17 protein-coding genes are annotated in these 18,955 nt (G+C 53.6%); 3 read left to right on the forward strand and 14 right to left on the reverse strand.

Annotated elements, in window-relative coordinates; genetic code table 11:
• Positions 1 to 14: 14 nt before the first annotated feature.
• Positions 15 to 1,649 carry an ABC transporter substrate-binding protein gene (locus MHH78_RS30650; protein ID WP_341169901.1) on the reverse strand — a complete coding sequence of 545 codons (1,635 nt, stop codon included), beginning with the start codon at positions 1,647 to 1,649 and terminating at the stop codon, positions 15 to 17.
• A 297-nt stretch (positions 1,650 to 1,946) separates the two neighbouring features.
• Here MHH78_RS30650 and MHH78_RS30655 point away from each other — a divergent pair, with 297 nt between their 5' ends.
• Positions 1,947 to 2,918 carry an S-layer homology domain-containing protein gene (locus tag MHH78_RS30655; protein ID WP_341169902.1) on the forward strand — a complete coding sequence of 324 codons (972 nt, stop codon included), beginning with the start codon at positions 1,947 to 1,949 and terminating at the stop codon, positions 2,916 to 2,918.
• Positions 2,919 to 3,095: 177 nt separating this feature from the next.
• On the opposite strand, the gene MHH78_RS30660 is transcribed toward MHH78_RS30655, so the two are convergent.
• From MHH78_RS30660 to MHH78_RS30720, 13 genes are all read right to left on the reverse strand, one after another.
• Positions 3,096 to 4,010 carry a GNAT family N-acetyltransferase gene (locus MHH78_RS30660; RefSeq protein ID WP_341169903.1) on the reverse strand — a complete coding sequence of 305 codons (915 nt, stop codon included), beginning with the start codon at positions 4,008 to 4,010 and terminating at the stop codon, positions 3,096 to 3,098.
• A 116-nt stretch (positions 4,011 to 4,126) separates the two neighbouring features.
• The gene (locus MHH78_RS30665) at positions 4,127 to 4,759 is read right to left on the reverse strand and encodes a LysE family translocator (protein WP_341169904.1); all 633 of its coding nucleotides are present in this window, start codon (positions 4,757 to 4,759) and stop codon (positions 4,127 to 4,129) included.
• A 20-nt stretch (positions 4,760 to 4,779) separates the two neighbouring features.
• Positions 4,780 to 5,211 carry an Lrp/AsnC family transcriptional regulator gene (locus MHH78_RS30670; RefSeq protein WP_341169905.1) on the reverse strand — a complete coding sequence of 144 codons (432 nt, stop codon included), beginning with the start codon at positions 5,209 to 5,211 and terminating at the stop codon, positions 4,780 to 4,782.
• Between the two features lie 641 nt (positions 5,212 to 5,852).
• A complete protein-coding gene (locus tag MHH78_RS30675; RefSeq protein WP_445668109.1) occupies positions 5,853 to 8,015 on the reverse strand; it encodes a Tex family protein in 2,163 nt (720 codons plus the stop codon).
• A 239-nt stretch (positions 8,016 to 8,254) separates the two neighbouring features.
• Positions 8,255 to 9,466: an MFS transporter gene (locus MHH78_RS30680; RefSeq protein ID WP_076079574.1), complete on the reverse strand. Its 1,212-nt coding sequence runs from the start codon at positions 9,464 to 9,466 to the stop codon at positions 8,255 to 8,257.
• 68 nt (positions 9,467 to 9,534) lie between these two features.
• Positions 9,535 to 10,230 (reverse strand): TetR/AcrR family transcriptional regulator, encoded by a 696-nt coding sequence (locus MHH78_RS30685; protein WP_341169907.1) that lies wholly within the window; start codon positions 10,228 to 10,230, stop codon positions 9,535 to 9,537.
• A 112-nt stretch (positions 10,231 to 10,342) separates the two neighbouring features.
• Entirely contained in the window at positions 10,343 to 10,693 is a 351-nt protein-coding gene (locus tag MHH78_RS30690; protein ID WP_036697332.1) for a type II toxin-antitoxin system PemK/MazF family toxin, read from the reverse strand.
• A 3-nt stretch (positions 10,694 to 10,696) separates the two neighbouring features.
• Complete coding sequence (locus tag MHH78_RS30695) at positions 10,697 to 10,978, reverse strand: CopG family ribbon-helix-helix protein (RefSeq protein ID WP_036697455.1); 282 nt, start codon at positions 10,976 to 10,978, stop codon at positions 10,697 to 10,699.
• A gap of 211 nt (positions 10,979 to 11,189) precedes the next feature.
• The gene (gene alr / locus MHH78_RS30700) at positions 11,190 to 12,371 is read right to left on the reverse strand and encodes an alanine racemase (RefSeq protein WP_341169908.1); all 1,182 of its coding nucleotides are present in this window, start codon (positions 12,369 to 12,371) and stop codon (positions 11,190 to 11,192) included.
• Positions 12,372 to 12,551: 180 nt separating this feature from the next.
• Entirely contained in the window at positions 12,552 to 13,634 is a 1,083-nt protein-coding gene (locus MHH78_RS30705) for a LolA family protein (protein ID WP_076079571.1), read from the reverse strand.
• 300 nt (positions 13,635 to 13,934) lie between these two features.
• On the reverse strand, positions 13,935 to 14,843 hold the full coding sequence (locus MHH78_RS30710; protein ID WP_341169909.1) for a DUF4367 domain-containing protein: 909 nt from the start codon (positions 14,841 to 14,843) through the stop codon (positions 13,935 to 13,937).
• The gene (locus MHH78_RS30715) at positions 14,840 to 15,403 is read right to left on the reverse strand and encodes a sigma-70 family RNA polymerase sigma factor (protein WP_076079569.1); all 564 of its coding nucleotides are present in this window, start codon (positions 15,401 to 15,403) and stop codon (positions 14,840 to 14,842) included. Before MHH78_RS30715 ends, MHH78_RS30710 begins: the two co-directional genes overlap by 4 nt.
• A gap of 290 nt (positions 15,404 to 15,693) precedes the next feature.
• Positions 15,694 to 16,914 carry an MFS transporter gene (locus tag MHH78_RS30720; protein WP_341169910.1) on the reverse strand — a complete coding sequence of 407 codons (1,221 nt, stop codon included), beginning with the start codon at positions 16,912 to 16,914 and terminating at the stop codon, positions 15,694 to 15,696.
• A gap of 152 nt (positions 16,915 to 17,066) precedes the next feature.
• On the opposite strand from MHH78_RS30720, the gene MHH78_RS30725 reads away from it, so the two are divergent.
• Both MHH78_RS30725 and MHH78_RS30730 read left to right on the forward strand, forming a co-directional pair.
• Complete coding sequence (locus MHH78_RS30725; protein WP_341169911.1) at positions 17,067 to 17,642, forward strand: TetR/AcrR family transcriptional regulator; 576 nt, start codon at positions 17,067 to 17,069, stop codon at positions 17,640 to 17,642.
• 185 nt (positions 17,643 to 17,827) lie between these two features.
• Positions 17,828 to 18,952, forward strand: coding sequence for a stalk domain-containing protein (locus tag MHH78_RS30730; protein ID WP_341169912.1), 1,125 nt, complete (start codon positions 17,828 to 17,830; stop codon positions 18,950 to 18,952).
• The last annotated feature ends 3 nt before the right edge of the window (positions 18,953 to 18,955 follow it).

The raw sequence follows: 18,955 nt of genomic DNA on the forward strand, positions 1-18,955 counted from the left end.
TCCATTCAAGTCCACTATTTCAAGGTCGAGAGGTATTCGTCATAAGCCTTTTGGCGGATTTGCAGATTCTGCTCCAGGCCGGAGCTATTGACGGAGGCGACATACGCAGCCCACTCCTTCTCAATATCAACCTTGGTGGTCAGCCAGTTGGCCCACTTTTGATCCGTGATATTATTGACGTTCGCCTGATTCATTGCCAGGGTGTTGGTGTCCTCTGTACTGTACTTCATGAAGTTCTGCGGATAGACATTGCTCTTCTCGTCCGCCTTGTTCAGCAGCTCATCATAGACGGCCTTCTCCTTCAGCACATTCTGCATATCCGAGCCAAGCGTCACCTTGTCCTTCAGCGCATCGGCAATGTACATCGGACCGTTATCCGCGAACGAATTCGTCCATTTCCACGAGCCCGGGTCGAGGGATGCATCCGCCGGAGGAAGAATCGTATACGTGCCGTCCCCGTTATCCTTGATTCCCTTATCTGTGTCATTCATCCCGCCGAACAGGACCTGCAGACTCACCACCGGCTCATAAAAAGCATCGATGAACCGCATCGCGGCTTCCTTGTTCTTAGAGCGGGCACTGACCGACACCGCATTGGAGCCGTAATTCTGGTAGTAGTAGTCATTGCTCCAGTACAGCTCATTCGTAGAATCTGCATGCTGCTTCAGCTGCGGCAGGGTCACATATTGATCCTTCAGCTCATTGCCGAAGCGGTCTCCTGTCTCCCAGCCCCAGGTGAATCCGACCTTGGCTGTAGTTCCATTCCCGCGGGCAACGGACTGGTATTTGGAGTAATCCTGCGTGACCACTTCCTTGCTGATCAGGTTCTGGCTGTACAGCTTCTGCAGGAATTGCATGAGTGTCTTGAACCGCTCATCTACATAGAAATTCTTAACCTGGGCCCCTTCGGTGAAGTAGCCGTCGCTCGCCCCGTTGGACAGAGGCAGCCCAAGACTGCCCAGCAGCAGCTTCGGTGTGAAATCCCAGCCGATCGGGTTGAAGTCCATCGGAATCTCATCCGTCTTGTCCCCGTTCTGATTCGGGTCTCCCTCGCGGAAGGCAAGCAGCACAGTCTCTAGCTCATCCCAAGTCGTAGGCACCTGAAGGCCGAGATTGTCGAGCCAGGTTTTGTTAATGAACATTGAGGCGGTGGAGCCGGGCCAGATCCCCTTATAACGCGGAGTACCGTAGAGCTTCCCGTCAATTTGAGTAGCAAGCGTTTTCAATTCCGGGTGCTCGCTGAACATCTTTTGAATATTAGGAGCGTCCTTCTCAATCAGCGGGCCCAGATCCTCGAACAACCCGTTGAATTGTACAAAATCGGAGTTTGCGGTCGCATTGAACAGCAAATCCGGAATTTCACCGCTGGCAAACAGGGCACTTTTCTTCTGATCCCAGTCCGCAGAGATTTGCTGCCATTCAATTTCGACATTCGCCTTCTCTTCTATTTCAGCGAGCCATTTCATTTGCGTGACATCTTTGGTCAGTGAATGCTTCACGATAATCGCCTTCAGCTTCGTCTTCCCCTCCGGCGTGTTGCTGCCGTCGTTCCCCGCATCCGGGCTGTTTCCCTTACTGCTGCAGCCTGTGAGTGATAGTCCTGCCAAAGCGCCTGCCAGCATCAAGGCAAGAATACTCTTTTTTCTCATTTGACTTACCCCCCTCTTTTTCACGAAAGCGTTATCATTATTATAATTTTTCTTCCGCACCCTGTCTCACCGTATATTACCTTTTAATCATCGTATATTGACCTTTTCGGCTGCAAAAGTAGCTGAATTCAGGCGAAGATTCGACTTTCGGTAGGTGAAAATTGACACATGATGAATTGTTTGGACCTCCGGCGAATCACCGCTGCGGGGTTAGAGAATAATAATTCCATCTATGGAGTGATGGGCTGCAACCTTTTGCTCCTGAAACCCATCTAAGAGGATACGAGGTGATGTACAATGAAGAATACATTAACCCGGATGCGCACGGCCAAAATCTCGCTGGCCTGTAGCATTCTGGCGGCAACCTTAGCGATCGGGGCACCGGCTTCCGCTTTCTCAGATCTGAAGGGCCACGCGGCGGAAGCCAAAATCAATGCACTTCATCAGGAGGGCATCCTTAACGGAGTGACCAGCGACAAGTTCGCGCCGAAGTCCAGCCTTACGTATGCGCAAGGCGTGCAGTTCATGGTGAGCGGCCTGAAGCTTGCTCCGCAGCAACCCTCTGGCAAGAAGGCCAGCGATTATTTTGACAACGTAAAAAATACCGCCTGGTATGCCTCCGCATTCCTGAAGGCCAAAGAAAGCGGCTTAATGCTGGAGCGGTCTATTGACCCTAATGCTGTGATGACACGTGTCCAGTTCGCACACTTGCTGCTTCAGGCGCTACAGAACAAAGGAGATTTCGCGTATACGGAGATGTATGCCAACATTACGGACGGCGGCAAGCTGTCCGCCTCAGAGATGAACAGCCTGCAGATTCTGATTAACACCGGACTGGTCACGCTGGAGAAGAACAACACCTTCCGTCCGGACGAGGCGGTTACCCGTGCAGAAGCTGCCGTCCTGGTCTACGATGCGGCCAAATTCGTGAAGGAAGTGATTATGATGGATGAGAACATTGCGGCTCCGTCCGACACATACGATGCCGCTGTTACACTGGATAAAGCCGCCGCCGGTGTCAACAAAGCTACGGTGACCGTATCCAATCTGCCGAACCCGGGATATGGCCTGGTCATTGAACGGATTGAGTTCGGCGCTGACAAAACCGCAGTGATCTACTTCAAGGTAACCTCACCGAAGCCCGGGTCCATGAACCCGCAGGTCATCTCGGCAGGCACCGCCGTCACCTATCTGCCGGAAGGCTATACGGCAGTAGCCCAAGCTACACCAGGCTCGGCGGCTTCAGCTTCTTCCGGAGTCATAAAGTAACAGCCTCCACCTAACTAGATCACCACAAAGAGCGCACCGCCGGATATTTGGCTGGTGCGCTATTCGTAATGCTTGATTTCACAATATCCATGAACCAGTAAGTCCACCCGTTGCGGACTGAAGATCTCACACTCTGGATCGGCTGGTTAGCGCGGCCTGCGGCTGACTGGTTAGCGCTTAGTCCAGCTCCTTATAGTACCGGATCTCCTGACGCCCGGTCTGGAACCCAGCTGACCGGTACAGAGACAGCGCGGAATCATTCGTGGTCAGTGCGACCAGCTGCGCCTGCTCCAGACCCTTCTCTTGAAGATACATTAACGCACGACTCAGCAGCGCCTTGGCAATGCCTCTTCTTCTCCAGGGCTTACAGACAAATACATCCTCGATGATGCCAAGCTCCTCTTCCTGCCAGACCATCAGACTGCCCGCCACCCGGCCTGCATCCCGCACAACCATCGATGTCCAGAGCGGATGCTCCTGATATTCCAGCAGACGCTCCATTCCGAGCGGGGTCTCCGGCCAGATCTTCGCCTCCAGCTCCAGATAAGCCGCCCGCTGCTCCGGTGAATCCATAGGCGAACTAGTTAATTCAAGACCTTCCTCCAGCTCCACCGCATGGACGGGTTCACGAAGGTCGCGCTGGAGCGTATACAAGCAGCTATCCGGCAGGTAACCAAGATGCTTTGCGAAATAAGCACGGCAGCTCTCCTCCGCCGCATAATTGCCTGTGCACAGGAGGGTTCCATATTCCGGGGGCAGCGTACGCTTCATCACCTGGGCCCGTTCCAGCAGAAGGGCGTAGACGCTGTCACGCAGCTCCAGATCCTTTTCCCGTCCGGGCAATGTCTTCAGATTCACGAAAATCTTGTGTTTACTCTCCGCTGCGCGTCCCGGTGGCACCACGTTAAATATCTGCAGCTGGCCCTTGGCCACCATCTGCTCCCCTTCAAAAGCGCAGAAGACATTCTCCCAGTTGCTCTCATCCCCGACCCACCAGAACAGCACATCCTCCTGCGCCGACACCTGCTCGTACATCACGCCAAGCGCCGCCATATCGTCCTGCGTAAACTGCCGGATGATTCTGTTATTCAATCAACGTTCGCCACCTTCTGTTTTTGTCTATCATAACACTGCCTGGCAGGGGGCTTCCGTTCCTGAATAACTATAGTTGTTTTATACTGGTGAGCTGGTGGCGCCTAGCGTCCTCGTTACAAAAACACAGCTGCGGATTTCACAAGGGTAACTACACCGAATACAAACAGTACTCCCCCGGACATTTTGTTAAATAGGGAGAGCTTAAAGGGTCCCTCCAGTACCTTATTCCGAAGCAGCGCAGCCGCTCCTGAGAGGAGGACCCACCATAGTGCCGAGCCCAGGAACACGCCTGTAACCAGAAACACCATATCTGTGAGCTTATGCGACAGTAGAACACCAGAAGCTCCGAATACGCCCAGAAAAAACATAATCGTCATCGGGTTAGACAGCGTCAGCAGAAATGTCATCGCATAAGAGCCCAGTAGACCTGGGCTGGCAGGGGACTGCGGTTCTTCCCTGGATGGAACCCGCAGTAACGATCTTATGCCAAAGCAGCAAATAAACAATCCGCCAAGCACCTGCAATATAATGTTGTAATTCATTAGAGCTGCGGTCAAAGCTGTCAATCCCAATCCTGCCAGTATGCCGTAGACGGCATCTGCGGTTGCCGCACCCAGCCCGCTGTACAGCCCTGTTCTGAATCCTCTGGTAATTGTCGTTCGGATGCACAAAATACTGATAGGCCCTACGGGAGCCGCGATGGACAGGCCCAGCAGCATACCCTTCGATATCCATTCCCATGGCATAGATAACCGCTCCTTCGCTTCTATTCCTCTTTCAGGGCAGATAGACTGAAAATGGTGTTCGACCGGACAATGCTGTAACGGGCTTTAAGCGTATGCGTAATGAAGGTCTCAACACCGGATAGATCTGCTAATGCCACTTTCAGAAGATAATCATATTCACCAGAAATATGATGACACTCCAGTACTTCATCGGATTGGATGATGCCCTCACGGAAGCCTTGAGTTTCCACCGAGTTGCTAAGCTGCAGGAAAATATAGACTACACAGTTCTTGCCCATAGCCTTACGGTCCAGCTTAACCGTGAACTGCGCTATGACCCCGTTTCGTTCCAGCTTCCGGATTCGCTCCGCAATGGATGGAACCGACAGATGAATCAGTTTAGAGATATCGGAGCTGGTCATCCGGCTATTCCTCTTTAGCAGCTCCAGGATTTGCAGGTCAATATCATCCATTTGCATCCCCTCCATTTTAAGTAAATTATACAATATGTATTAAATAAGAAAATACTCCCTGCCAAATACGTAATTTTTTTAATCTAATTTGATTTCGTATTAAAAAGTTTAATAATTTCCAGATTCCAACGCAGGCAAACTTAAATAGTTAAAGTCTCCCATTACAGAACAAATCATCTTAGCGGATGAATAAGATTATCTTCGCGCGAACACATTATATGCTGTTTTCCACATACATTCGGGCCATGCGCCTGTGTGCAAACACATTACTGTTTTTCATATACATTTTGGTCCATATGCCGCTGTACCAGCCAATTGTATACGGGTTCAAGCAATTTACACTCACCTTTTCCATAGCAGCAGGATACTATAGTTTCCTATACAATAAAAAAACTGTGCAATCCTGTTGAAGGAAAGCACAGCTTATTTGCATTCTCCGGTTGTTTGCGGACCAGGAGGCCGTTATTTGCAATAAAATGCCTCTTTCGTCACCCTAAACGGACTCAGAAGACGCTAATGAGGCTGTCAGGCCTAATTACAGGCTCCGAAGCCTGTATTAACGGCTCCTGAGTCCGCAAACGATCCACAAAACGCCGATTTCAGCAAAATAAGGTCCTCTGAGTCCGTAACGTCCTCTACTTCTACTCCCCGCTGCTCCCCGCCTCGCGCGGCTGGCGCATCGTCAGGCTGACGCGGCCCTTCTTCACATCCACGCCGAGTACCCATACGGTGACATTGTCGCCGACGGAGACCACGTCCATCGGGTGCTTCACATAGCTGCCGCTAAGCTGGGAGATATGGACCAGCCCGTCGTTCTTGATCCCGATGTCGACGAAGGCGCCGAAGTCGATCACGTTGCGCACCGTGCCCTGCATTTCCATACCGGGCAGCAGGTCTTCCATCTTCAGCACATCCTTGCGGAAGATGGGCAGCGGCAGCTCCTCGCGCGGGTCGCGCCCCGGGCGCTGAAGACTCTCCAGGATATCGCGCAGCGTAGGCACGCCCACCGCAAGCTTCACCGCCAGCTCCTCCGCATCCTGAGCGCTTAGCTGCTCTGCAACCTCCTTGCTGCCGAGCTGCTTCACATCCAGCCCCAGCTCGCGGAACAACTTGTCGACCACCGCGTAGGATTCCGGGTGGATCGGCGTGCGGTCCAGCGTATTGTCGCCTCCGGGGATACGCAGGAACCCGATGCACTGCTCGTAGGATTTCGCGCCCAGGCGCGGTACCTTCTGCAGTGCCTTGCGCGTAGTGAACTTGCCGTTCTCCTCGCGGAACTTCACAATATTCTTGGCAATCGTCGTATTCACTCCTGCCACATAGGAGAGCAGCGAGGCCGAAGCGGTATTCACGTCTACGCCGACATGGTTAACCGCCGACTCCACGACGCCCCTCAGGCTCTCTTCCAGATGCTTCTGCGACACATCATGCTGATACTGCCCGACACCGATGGCCTTCGGGTCGATCTTGACCAGCTCCGCGAGCGGGTCCTGCACGCGGCGGGCGATGGAGGCGGCGCTGCGCTCCGCCACATCCAGATCCGGGAACTCCTCCTGCGCCAGCTTGGAGGCCGAATACACACTGGCCCCTGCCTCGTTAACGATCAGGTAGGCCAGCTCAGGATCGCCGACCTCGGCAATGACCTCGGCCGTGAACTGCTCCGTCTCCCGCGAGCCGGTGCCGTTGCCGATCACGATGAGCTGGATGCCATATTTGGCGATCAGCTCCTTGAACTTGGCCGCCGCTTCCCGCTTCTTATTGTTCGGCGGCGTCGGATACGTGACCGCTACCTCCAGCAGCTTGCCGGTATCGTCCACGACGGCCAGCTTGCAGCCGGTGCGGTAGGCCGGGTCGACGCCCAGAACATGCCGTCCCTTCACCGGCGGCTGCAGCAGCAGGCTGCGCAGATTGCCCGAGAAGATGGAGATCGCCTGCGTCTCCCCCTTCTCTGTCATCTCTCCGCGCACCTCGCGCTCAACAGAAGGGGCAATCAGCCGCTTGTAGGCATCCTCGGTCACCGCTTCCAGCAGCTCCTTGACCGGAGAAGGCCCCTTCACCAGCTTGCGGATGATGAACGCATGGATCTTGTCCGGCACCACCTCGATGCCGACCTTGAGGATATTCTCCCGCTCCCCGCGGTTGATCGCGAGAATACGATGCGGCGGGATCCGGTGCACAGGCTCCCGGTACGCATAATAATTCTCGTATACACTTTCCTGCTGGGCATCCTTGGCTTCGGAGACCAGAATCCCCTGACTCGCTGTATACTGGCGTACCCAGGAACGGATGGCCGGGTCATCGGCAATATTCTCGGCAATGATATCCATCGCCCCTTGCAGCGCCAGCTCGGCACTCTCCACACCCCGGTCCGCATCGACATACTTCGCAGCCTCTTCCAACGGAACTCCTTGGCGTCTCTGCTCCATCACCCAATCCGCCAGCGGTTCAAGTCCCCGTTCCTTGGCTACACTGGCCCGTGTCTTGCGCTTCTGCTTGAACGGACGGTACAGATCCTCCACTTCCTGCAGCTTCACCGCCTTCATGATGCTCGCCTGCAGCTCAGGAGTAAGCTTGCCCTGCTCCTCGATGCTGCGGATCACATCCTTCTTGCGGTCACCGAGGTTACGCAGATATCCGAGCCGTTCTTCGACATCGCGGAGGACATTCTCGTCCAGCTCCCCGGTCATTTCCTTGCGGTATCTGGCGATGAACGGAATGGTGTTGCCCTCATCTAGCAGTCCCACCGTTGTTCTTACCTGCTTCAGACTGATGCCCAGCTCCTTCGCGATAGCTGCAAGTATCAGTTCCTGCTCCTGACGGTCAGCGGCATCTTCCGCCGCCTTCGCCGCCTGATTCGTATCAACGCTCAAGTAGATCCCTCTTTCTATACACAGTCTGAGTTCATAACTCTCTACTGAAATACTATCACAGTTTGCCGCAGGACCAAAGTTTGTCCCTTACACAAGAAGAAGCGGCTGCACCGTCCCCACCGGGATAGCGCAGCCGCAATCATAAGTCCGTTATTCTATTCATGCCCCGGATACTAGCGCACCGCAGTAACCTGCTTGCTTCTTCTCCGCCGGGCATAGCCAACCGACAACATGAAGCTGATGAACAAGACCAGCGCAGCCACCGCATAAGGGAAATTGATATCCAGATCGAACAGAACCCCCGCCACAATCGGGCCGGCAATGTTGCCAAGGCTCGTATACGCGGAATTCATTCCCATTACCAGGCCCTGCTGCGAATCATCTGCCATCTTGGAGAGCTGGGTGCCGACCGCCGGGCGAAGAATATCCATAGCCAGAAAAACAACAAAGGTCACAGAAACAATCGCTACGAAGCCATGCACGAACAGGGTCAGGAGAATCGACAGGCCCGCGATCAGCAGACAGGCGGAAATGACCCGGCTCTCCCCGAATTTGTTCAGAATCCAGCTGAAGGCGGTAATCTGCACCACCGCCCCGGCAATGGAGCCGAAGGTCAGAACAAACGCAATATCCTTAGGGGTGAACGCGAATTTATGATCTACGAACAGTCCGAATACCGTCTCATAATTGGCCAGTCCGAAGGACAGCACGAATACAATAATTAATCCGAAAAAATAAGGCTCACGATACGAGCGCATGAGCTGCATGATTAGACTATCCTTATTGCCTTCCATCGTTCTTGATTCTTCGCGCAGCTCCGCTGAACGCGATTCCGGCAGGACTAACAGGGTGATAACCGCAACAATGGCGGCTGCCCCAGCAGCGACGAAGAAGGGGACGCGAATGCCCAGCTCCGCAAGATAGCCGCCGATTCCCGGCCCGATGATGAAGCCGGTGGTAATGGCTGCGTTGATAAAGCCCATGCCCTTGGCCCGCTCCTCCGAGGTAGTGGTGTCTGCCACATAAGCCATAACCGCAGGCATAATCATCGCGGCACCGATACCGCCAAGCATTCTGGATACGAACAGCACCCAGGAGGCATTGGCCAGACCGAACAGAAGCTCCGAGAAGGCGAATACAGCCAGCCCGCCGACAATGATTTTTTTGCGGCCCATCTTATCCGACAGTCTTCCGGCGAAGGGCGAGACCAGCAGCTGCGTCAGCGAAAAGGCTGCCACCAGCAGTCCGACCACACTCCCGCCAATGCCCAGCTCGTTCATATAGGTAGGCATAATAGGGACAACTAGACCAATCCCCGTGAACGCCAAAAAGATATTCAACATCAGGAGCAGCATCGCTCCCCGGTTTTTTAACAGTAATGACATGGTGTTTCCCTCCGTATATCCCAGAGCCTTACTATATGCTCTAGTTGCAATTCATCAGTTATCTCTATTCATTGCTCCATCTTCCCGGACCCAATCCCCTGAAGCAGGATCTGAATTCCCGCACGGTAGTATGCCCTGATCGTCTCCGGGGTATCGGTCTTACCTGTGATCTCATGGACCCGGCTGATTCCCTCCAGCATAGCGCTAAGCGTGATCACATAGTTATCCAGGTCACCACGGATCAAGTAACCGGAATCCATCCCCTCCTGCAGCAGCACACGGCAGGCCTCTGTTACCGATTCGAAAATATGTGAAAGGCGCTCGCTGATCTCCTTCGACAGTGTATGGGATCTGCCGTATTCCTCCAGGGCATGAATCAGCGGATTCTGGATATCCTTTGCATAGTGATCCCCCAGCGCGTATAGACGGGCCTCCGTTCCGCTAATCCCGCTCCGCAGCTCCTCCCACTCATTCAGCCAATTCTGGGTATCCACCTCCACCACGTACAGGAACAATTCATCCTTGCCCGGAAAATGGTGATACAGACTGCCCTTGCTGACCTTCGCGGCTGTGCATACCTCGTTCATGCTTACAGCGCCGTAGCCCTTTTGCGCAAATAAACTGGAGGCATGCTCCAGAATCCGGCTCTTCGTTTCTTCTCCATCTGAACGTCCCTTAATGGTTATCCCTCCTCTAGACCGACCGATCGGTACAATTATATCACCCGGTCGTGCCCATGCACAACCCTCGCCGCCACTACTCATCTATCCTCGGGTATATCAATAAGTATATATGGACGAACGCCAAAAAAGGCAGCACCGGAATCAATCCAGCCTGCCTTTTATTACGATGGTTGATGTTATATCCCCGTAGGGTTCAGAAATCAATCAGCCCCAGGCTGATTTGCAGCGAATCATCCACCAGCTTCATGGTCTCATCGTCCAAGTGGGTGATTTTATCCGTTAAGCGTTGCTTGTCAATGGTACGAACCTGCTCCAGCAGAATCACGGAATCCCGGTCAAAGCCATGTGCAGCCGCATCAATCTCCACGTGAGTCGGCAGCTTGGCCTTCTGGATCTGGGCAGTGATAGCTGCCACAATCACAGTCGGGCTGAAACGATTGCCAATATCGTTCTGAATAATCAGTACCGGCCTTACTCCACCTTGCTCAGAACCCACAACCGGTGAAAGGTCGGCAAAAAAAACATCGCCGCGTTTAACAATCAATAGTTACACCCCGCTTACTAAGCGGCCAAGAGTACTGTCTGCATCTTCCTCAGCGAGAAAGGCCTCGCATGCCATGGTCAAATTAATCTTAGCCATTTCCATATAGCCCCGCTGCATGGACTCGCGGATGGTGCGTTTCCTCCGATCGCTCAAGTACAGCTTCATGGCCTGCCTGATCAATTCACTACGGTTAGAGTTCTCCAGTTGAACGATCCCATCTACTTCCTGCAAGAGATGATCGGGCAAGCTGATCATGATTCTTTTGGTGTTCTGCAAATTGGCCACCTTCTCTTCCACCCCCACAAACCTTCTGCCCTTGTGTTCCAGTGTTACAATATACAAGGAATTTTATACAAGGAATATATGCCGCCAGTATATCAAGTATGCTGCATCCCATTATAAACTAGAAATGGCGGTTCGTATAGACTATAAGTCACAAGCTCTATACGGTACGTTCCTTATATTCAGTTCCTGTACTAGGTATCTGGTCAGGGTATTAGGCTTGCAGCAAGGGATTAACGAGGTTGGGTAGCATACCATGGCGTACATACACGCGCGGTACCCGGTGAGCCAGCATACAGATTACTTCGTAGTGGATCGTCCCTAAATGGAGCGCCAGTTCATCTGCCGTGATCGACTCGGTGCCCTGGCGGCCGATGAGTACAACCTCTTCGCCTGCTTTGATTTGTTCCGCTTCTAGAGCGAAAGATTTCAGTGATACCATACACTGGTCCATGCAGATCGTTCCGACGACAGGAACGCGGCGTCCGCGTATTAGCACCTCCGCTTTGCCTGTTAGCATGCGGGAATATCCGTCAGCGTACCCCACGGGGAGCGTAGCGATAACCTCATCGCCTGCCGTGAAGTACCGGGTGCCGTAGCTGATGCCTGAGTCAGGCGGCAGGGTTTTGACATATACAGCCTGCGTCTTCAGCGTCATTACCGGGTGCAAGGCCACCAGCTCACGGTTCACCTCAGCCGAGGGGTAGAATCCGTACAAGCTTATGCCTACACGCACCATGTTAATGGATAGTAGAGGTGTATCAATGGCCGTAGCGCTATTGCCCGTATGTATGATCGGGATGGTAATGTTCATGTCCCGAAGCGCTTCCGCCACGCTCATGAAACGTCGGTGCTGCATTAGTGTATAGCTTTTGTTGTGTTCGTCTGCTCTGGCAAAATGGGTGAACATGCCCTCCAGCTCCGCCTGTTCCACCGCATGCACCTCAGCGATGAATGCGGGCGCATCCTCCGGCAATAATCCCAGTCTGCCCATTCCGCTGTCAATCTTGATGTGTACCTTCAGCCGGTGCTCCTTCTCTATAGGAAGGGCGCTAACCGCTTCCAGTACCTCCGGTGTGAACAGTGTAACGGTAATATTGTTCTCCCAGGCTACGGCAATGCCTTCCGGTGAAGTATAGCCCAGCACCAGGATAGGAAGTAGTATTCCCGCCTGACGCAGCTCCAATGCCTCATCGAGAAAAGCAACACTGACGTAGTCCGCTCCAAGCCGCTCCAGCTCCCGCGTCACTTCCACTGCTCCATGTCCATACGCATTTCCTTTGACGCATCCCATGAACTTGGTCTCCTGCGGCAATACGCCGCGAAAAGCTTCGTAGTTGGCACGCAAATCATCCAGGTTAATCTCGGCTGCTGTCGGCCGATAGCTTGCCTTCACTTCAGGTCACCTTCTTACATTGTAGTAAAACATCTCTGCCTTATTCGCACAGATCAGAAGTCTTACTGCCAATGGTAATGCTCGTGAAGGCCGCTGTCAATGTGAGCAGATGTAGACAAAAAACGGATACCGCGGGTAGAGGAATGATTCCCACCTTGCGCAGTATCCGCCCACTGTTTTTTATTTACCCGATTGTTCCTCCATAGAAGCGGCTATTTGCATCATTTCCGTAACTGGCAGATTTGCGCTTGTAATCCGGTACTCTACACCCTCGCTCATCCAGGTCAGCGTCTGCTGCTCATCCCCGCTAAGCAGGCCTGCCGTGAAGCCCAGATCGACCAATGTTCCGGGAGCCAGCGACACCGCACGGTCCAGCGGACGGGCTTCCATAATCGTATACTGGTAGACACCGTCATAGCGGATCAGCACCGCATGGTCCTTGCTGCCTTCAATTTTGTTCGTGTCCTTCAGCTTCACACCGGCCGGAATGTAAGCCGGCTCAATGATTCCGAAGTCGCCCAGCTCGGCCGTAACCGGCTCACCGGCCTGTTCACCATCTTCAGAGACCACCGGATTACCTTCTTGGTCCACTTCCGCCATCGTGTTCTCGGAAGGGCTGCCGGCCGCCATATTCTTCTGCATATCGAAGGAATCTGCTGTGAATTCCGGATCGAACTTGAAGCTGTCGAAGGTCACATTCACCACAACCTTGGCTTCGGAATCCGATACCTGCACCTGCTTCGGCTCATAGGTCTTTTTGTTCAGCCAGATCTTCTGGCGGACCAGCGCACTGCTCTGATAGTTCGCAGCGACCTCGAACACATAATTATCCCCGTCCTCCACGAACTGCCGGTTGTTGTCGGAGACAATTCCCTTCAGCAGCGTCTGGTACAGATACACCTGACCCTGGCTGTCCGGCCAGTCGCTCTGGAAGCGGAAGCTTTTGCCCAGGCTTGGGGTAAGGACGAATACGCCCTCATCATTGCGCAGCACAATCTGCTTCACATCCTTCTGGACGTTCGACAGGCTGATCCGGTAATACGAAGGATTCTTATACCATACCTCCACCTTGTAATCCTGCGGCTGCTCCCCGGTGTACAAGGTCATCGTGCCTGAGCCCTGATAAGCTCCCTGCTTGCTCTCCAGCTTGTCAGACACTTGATTCAGATCCTTGACCACAGAGGCGGCATCCTTCTTCCCGCACCCCGCCAATACTAAGGCCACGCTCATAATGATCGCGAGTACCCATGTTATCCGGCGCATGACATCATCCCCTTAACCTGTTTTGAATGCATTGATTAGTACATGTCTATGAAGGACTTGGCCTCAATATGCAGACGGGCATGACAAGCATGAAGAGAAGTGTTATTCCAGCCGCGAATCCGCTCCCTCCACCCGGGAATCTAACAATCTATGTATGGTTCCTCTTATTTCCTTCTATATAGTAGAAACACTATTGCAAAAAGCACCAGCCCGCGATCCCGGCCACGCTCCGGGGTTGCAGTCTGGTGCTCTGATTCATCCCATGCCTCGTACCTGTTCTCTTATCCGCTCCTCAGCGGCTTACCAGTTAATCGACTCTGCGATCTTCAGAACCTCAGCCCGGTCAAGGCCGCGGGTGCTGAGGCCGTACATCACGCCGTTCGCTTCCCAGTCCAGGCTTCTGTCACTGACCAGAACCGCATCCGTCCCCTTAAGCTTCACCTGCTCCACCTTGTCGTCAGTTGCCATTGAAAAGGCATTCTCCTCATTGGCCAAGCGCAGCTGCATCCAGATTCGCTTATCCTTATCTTTGCTAGCGAAGAACAATTCAACAATCTGCCCGCTTACACCCGCCTCGTCCTTATAGAACTCCCCGTGGTCAAAGGCAAAGCCCTCTGGCAGGTATTCCGGCAGCTTCACCTTGAAGAGAGCGTATTGATCCAGCTTAACTGCCTCCTTGACGGTAAACTTCTGCTCTGAAGCTTCCTTGTCAAGCTGCTCCTGCTCGCTCAGGGTAATCAGCTTATCCCCGTCGAAATTGACGATGGCCTCCCCGGCAGCATTGAAGATGGCTTCCGGCATGGGGTTAAACGAGGTGACGGGATTCCCCTCCTGGTCAAATATCTTGCCCTTCCAGGCATCCGGGAACTCCTTAGGGTGACTCCCGTCCATCTGAGCGACCTCAATATGTCCCAGATGGACTGAATTCAGCACACGCTCCAGCATTTCCTGTGCGAACGAGGGTCTGACGAAAGACACGCTCACCACGGCTGCCACCAGCAGAGAAGCTGCAATCATCACCGGACGTCTGATTCGTTGTTTGTTCTTCATTCTATCATCCTCCTGTTGTTTCTGAATGGAGCGGCTCCTCACCTGGCGGAGAACCTCCGCCGGATCGGATTCCCGTGAGAAGTCCTGGCGGGCCAGATAGTCCCCCAGCTCCTGAAGCTCAAGCTCATCTGCCTGTGCAGCGCTCTTCTTGTTATTCATAGCTCTTCCACACTCCCTATTTCAGATTTCAGTTTTCGCATGCTGCGATAGAGAATGACTCCGACATTGCTCTCCGAGATTCCGGTAATCCGGGCAATCTCCGTATTCTTCAGATCCGCCCCGAATTTCAGAGCGATGAGGTTACGTTCCTTCGGGCTGAGCGTGTCCAGCGCATCCTGTAGCCTATCGCTGCGCTCTCTGCCGAGGATGAGCGTCTCCGGCTCTTTTTTGCCCGACACCAGCTCCCGGATACTGTCCAGGGAGAAGAAGCGCTGCCGCGCGCGGCTCCGGTAATAATCATTCACTACGTTGCGGGCAATGGCGAACAGCCATACTTCCAGCGGCGCTTTCTCCGGGGAGTAGGCGGGCAGCTTGGATAGCGTCTTCTCGAACACCTGGCTGGCCAGATCCTCAGCGGTGTAACGGCAGCTCACCCGGTAGGCGATATAGTTGAATATCCGTTTATAATAGACTTCGAAAACGGCTGAAAACTCCAGCTCTGTCTCTATATGGGATGAAACCCTGTCATGTATCAAAGGCAGCAATGCGCGCTCTTGCATTCCTTAAGCCCTCCCTTCCAGGCTGAATTTACTTGGCCAAGTAATTTACATGAGCTAATACGCTCTATCTATCAAATCCATTACATATGCAGGCAAGTGGAAACGGCTTTGCCGTCCTTTTATAGGACGGTACCGTTTCGGCGAGAAATAGAAGGATAATGTATAGCGTGAAACCTATACATTCTTATATTTCGAAAAAAAGACAGAGGCTCTAAGCTCCCCTGCCTACTGTAGTTTTTTTAGGAATTACTGGCTATGCGGATTATTGCTGAACGCCATGTCTGCTTTTCTTAAGCGTGCTCCTTCTTCTCGGTCAAAAAGTAGATCAGCGCCAGCACTGGCAGTGCCAGCCCGATCAGGGTGGTCAGACTCCAGCCGCCGTAAGCATACGCCCAGCCCCCGAGTGATGATCCCACGGCGCCTCCAATGAAGAAAATCGCCATGAACAAGCCGTTCAGCCGCCCCCGGGTCTCATTGCCCAGTGAATAGATCGCCCGCTGCCCCAGCACCAGATTACCGGACACGCTCATATCGAGCAGAATGGCCGTCAGCACCAGCAGGCCTAGTGTAAGATTGGAGGTATCCCGCAGCAGATAGGCCAGGATAAAGGAGAGAACGGCCAGTGAAATGCCTAAACCGGTCAATAACCGGGTCCAGCCTTTGTCAGCCAATCTGCCCGCAATCGGCGCGGCTACGGCTCCGCCCACACCAGCCAGGGCAAACAGGGCGATTCCTTGCTGGGACAGGTGATACTCGCTGGACAGATACAAGGGAACTGTCGTCCAGAACAGACTGAAGGCACCGAACAGGCTGGCCTGGTATAAGGCGCGGCGCCGCAGCACCGGCGTATGCATGAGCAATGTGCCCAGAGAGCGGAGCAATTGTCCGTATCTCAAGCCGGGAGCGGGCTTCCGGGCGGGCAGGACACGGGCTAGCAGCAGCGTCAGCAGCGCAGTTACGACAGCCGAGACGATGAAGATGGACTGCCAGCCCCAGAGTCCGGCCATGAAGCTGGCAACCGGGCGGGCGAACATAATGCCCAGCAAGAGGCCGCTCATCACATTGCCGACGACGCGGCCTCGATCTTCCTCTGTGGCCAGATAGGAGGCATACGGCACCAGGACCTGCGCTGCTACCGAGCCCAGCCCGATCAGCAAGGAGGCAGCCAGGAACAGAGGTGCATTCGGTGCCAGGACGGATAGCGCCAGGGCGGCCACAACCAGAATCAGAGACATCACAGTCAGCCGGCGGTTCTCGATAATATCACTGAGCGGGACAATGAACAGCAGTCCGGCTACGTAACCGATCTGCGTAAGGGTAACGATTAGCCCTGTCGCTCCAGCGGACAGATGAATGGCCTGCCCGATGGGCCCAACCAGCGTCTGGGTATAATAGAGATTCGCCACGATCAGTCCGCAGGATACGGCGAGCAGAAATGTGATCCAGCCGGGAACAGCCTTTTGAGTAACAGGGGATACTGATTGTTGTTGCGCAGGAATTCCAGCTTTCATTTGAAGCGCCACCTTCCAGTTTTTAAATACTGAACGCTAAGTACACTAATTAGTTATGAGCAAATAATATACTAAACGTTCAGTATTGTAAATAGGCAATTTTATGCTATACTCCAAATATAGTTGAATCAGCACAGTCAGGAGGAATCACCATGGAGAAAAAAAGAGGCCGCCCGCGCAATACCGAGGCCAAGAACGCTATTCTGAACGCTTCATATGAATTATTGCTGGAGACCGGCTTCGGCGCAGTTACCGTGGAGAAGATTGCGGAGCAGGCCCAGGTCAGTAAGGCAACGATCTATAAATGGTGGCCGAATAAAGCGGCGGTGGTGATGGACGGATATCTGTACGCTGCTAACGCCAGACTGCCGATCCCGGATACCGGTTCCGCCAAGGAGGACATTCTGATTCATGCGGGGACGCTCGCGCAGTTTCTCACCAGCCGGGAAGGTAAAGTCATCACCGAGCTGATCGGTGAAGGGCAATCCGATGCCGGGCTGGCGGAGGCGTACCGGAGCAGATATTTCGGCCCGCGCCGCGAGGAAGCCCGGAAGCTGTTTGAACGGGGGATTGCCCAGGGGGAACTGAAGCAGGGACTCGATATCGGGAGTTGTACTGATCTCGTCTATGGCCCCATCTTCTACCGTCTGCTGCTGACCGGGGGAGAGCTGAGCGAAGACTCTGTCAGAGCCCTTGTGTTACTTGCCCTTCAGGCGCTGGAGGCTTGAGGTTTCTGCAAGTCTTCTATTAGGATATGGCAAATTGCATTTGTCCAAGCACAATGCAGTATGGGCAGTATAAGCTAGGGCTGTAACAGGCTTGTCTTATCTTTGTTAACAGAACGTGACCCGCAGGCGGAGTTTTTCATTTATAATACAAGAGATTGGAATTTCCAGACTCCGGAGGTTATCTTATGAAAAAAATTCTCGCTGCTACTGCCCTTGCCCTGCTCCTCGCTGGCGCTGCTGCGGCATCACCTATAGATACAGCCCTTTCTGCTCCTGCACCGCTATCTCTTATTGTAGATGGACAAGCCGTCCTGCCCTATGCTGCGCCCTTCCATTCCGGCGGCATCTTGTATGTTCCGGCCCGCACGCTGCTGGAGTTCTATCCGATGCAGCTGCAATGGAACAACACCCTCAAGCAGCTTACTCTGTCCACAAGCTGGGACAAGACGATTCTTACGCCCGGCAGCGCTTCCATGCAAGTAACCTATACGCAAACGGATGGAGGATATCAAGATGATCTGGACGCCCCTGTGCTGCTGAAGGCAGGCCGTGTATACATCGCGGCAGCTACTTTGGACTCCCTTACGGGAGCTGTTACAGAGCTGAATCCGGGAGGAAGCCGGGTTAACATTACCCCGGGCAGTCTTAGCACAACCGTCAGAGTACCTGCAGCCCCACTAGCCATTGCAGAGAATAATCCCAAGGTGAAGCTGTACGCTGCGCTCAAGGACGGCAATACCTACAAGGGATTCATTCTTGAAGTGAACGGGAAAAAGCAGCACTTCAACTGGACCGTATCCAGAGACTACTCGCATCCGCCTCAGCTCTTCTATGCCGATGTAGATTCGGACGGCAAACCGGAGGCGATAGTAGTATTTACACTCGGTACCGGAACCTCGCTGGTCGCGCAGGAGGTTCATGTGGTTAAACCGGAACAGTGGAAGGAAGTTTCGGTGCCTGCTGCGGACAAAGCGGCTGCTGCTGTAGTATCCTCCAGTATTTCGCTGGATAAGGACGATGTCCTGCTGAAGCTTGAGCTTACAGGATCCGCGCCCTCCAAACTGACGCTGAGACTCCCGGACCGTGCTGAGGACGGCCTGAAGTATTTCGGCAGCAAAGCGGCTATTGGCGCAGTGACCTACTACTCAGTAGAGAATAACAAACTGCTCGCAGATACCAGCTTAATGGTAGGCATGACCGAGAGTGTCGGTACCCTGAAGCTGGAATATAAGGCAGGTAAGTCGGGGATGGAGCTTGGCTCTATTGCCTTTGAGCCGCATGAACGCAGTGAAGCCATTGTGGAGAAATAAGGT

It is taken from the genome of Paenibacillus sp. FSL H3-0333, from assembly GCF_038002805.1.
GTDB classification, from domain to species: domain Bacteria; phylum Bacillota; class Bacilli; order Paenibacillales; family Paenibacillaceae; genus Paenibacillus_AQ; species Paenibacillus_AQ silagei.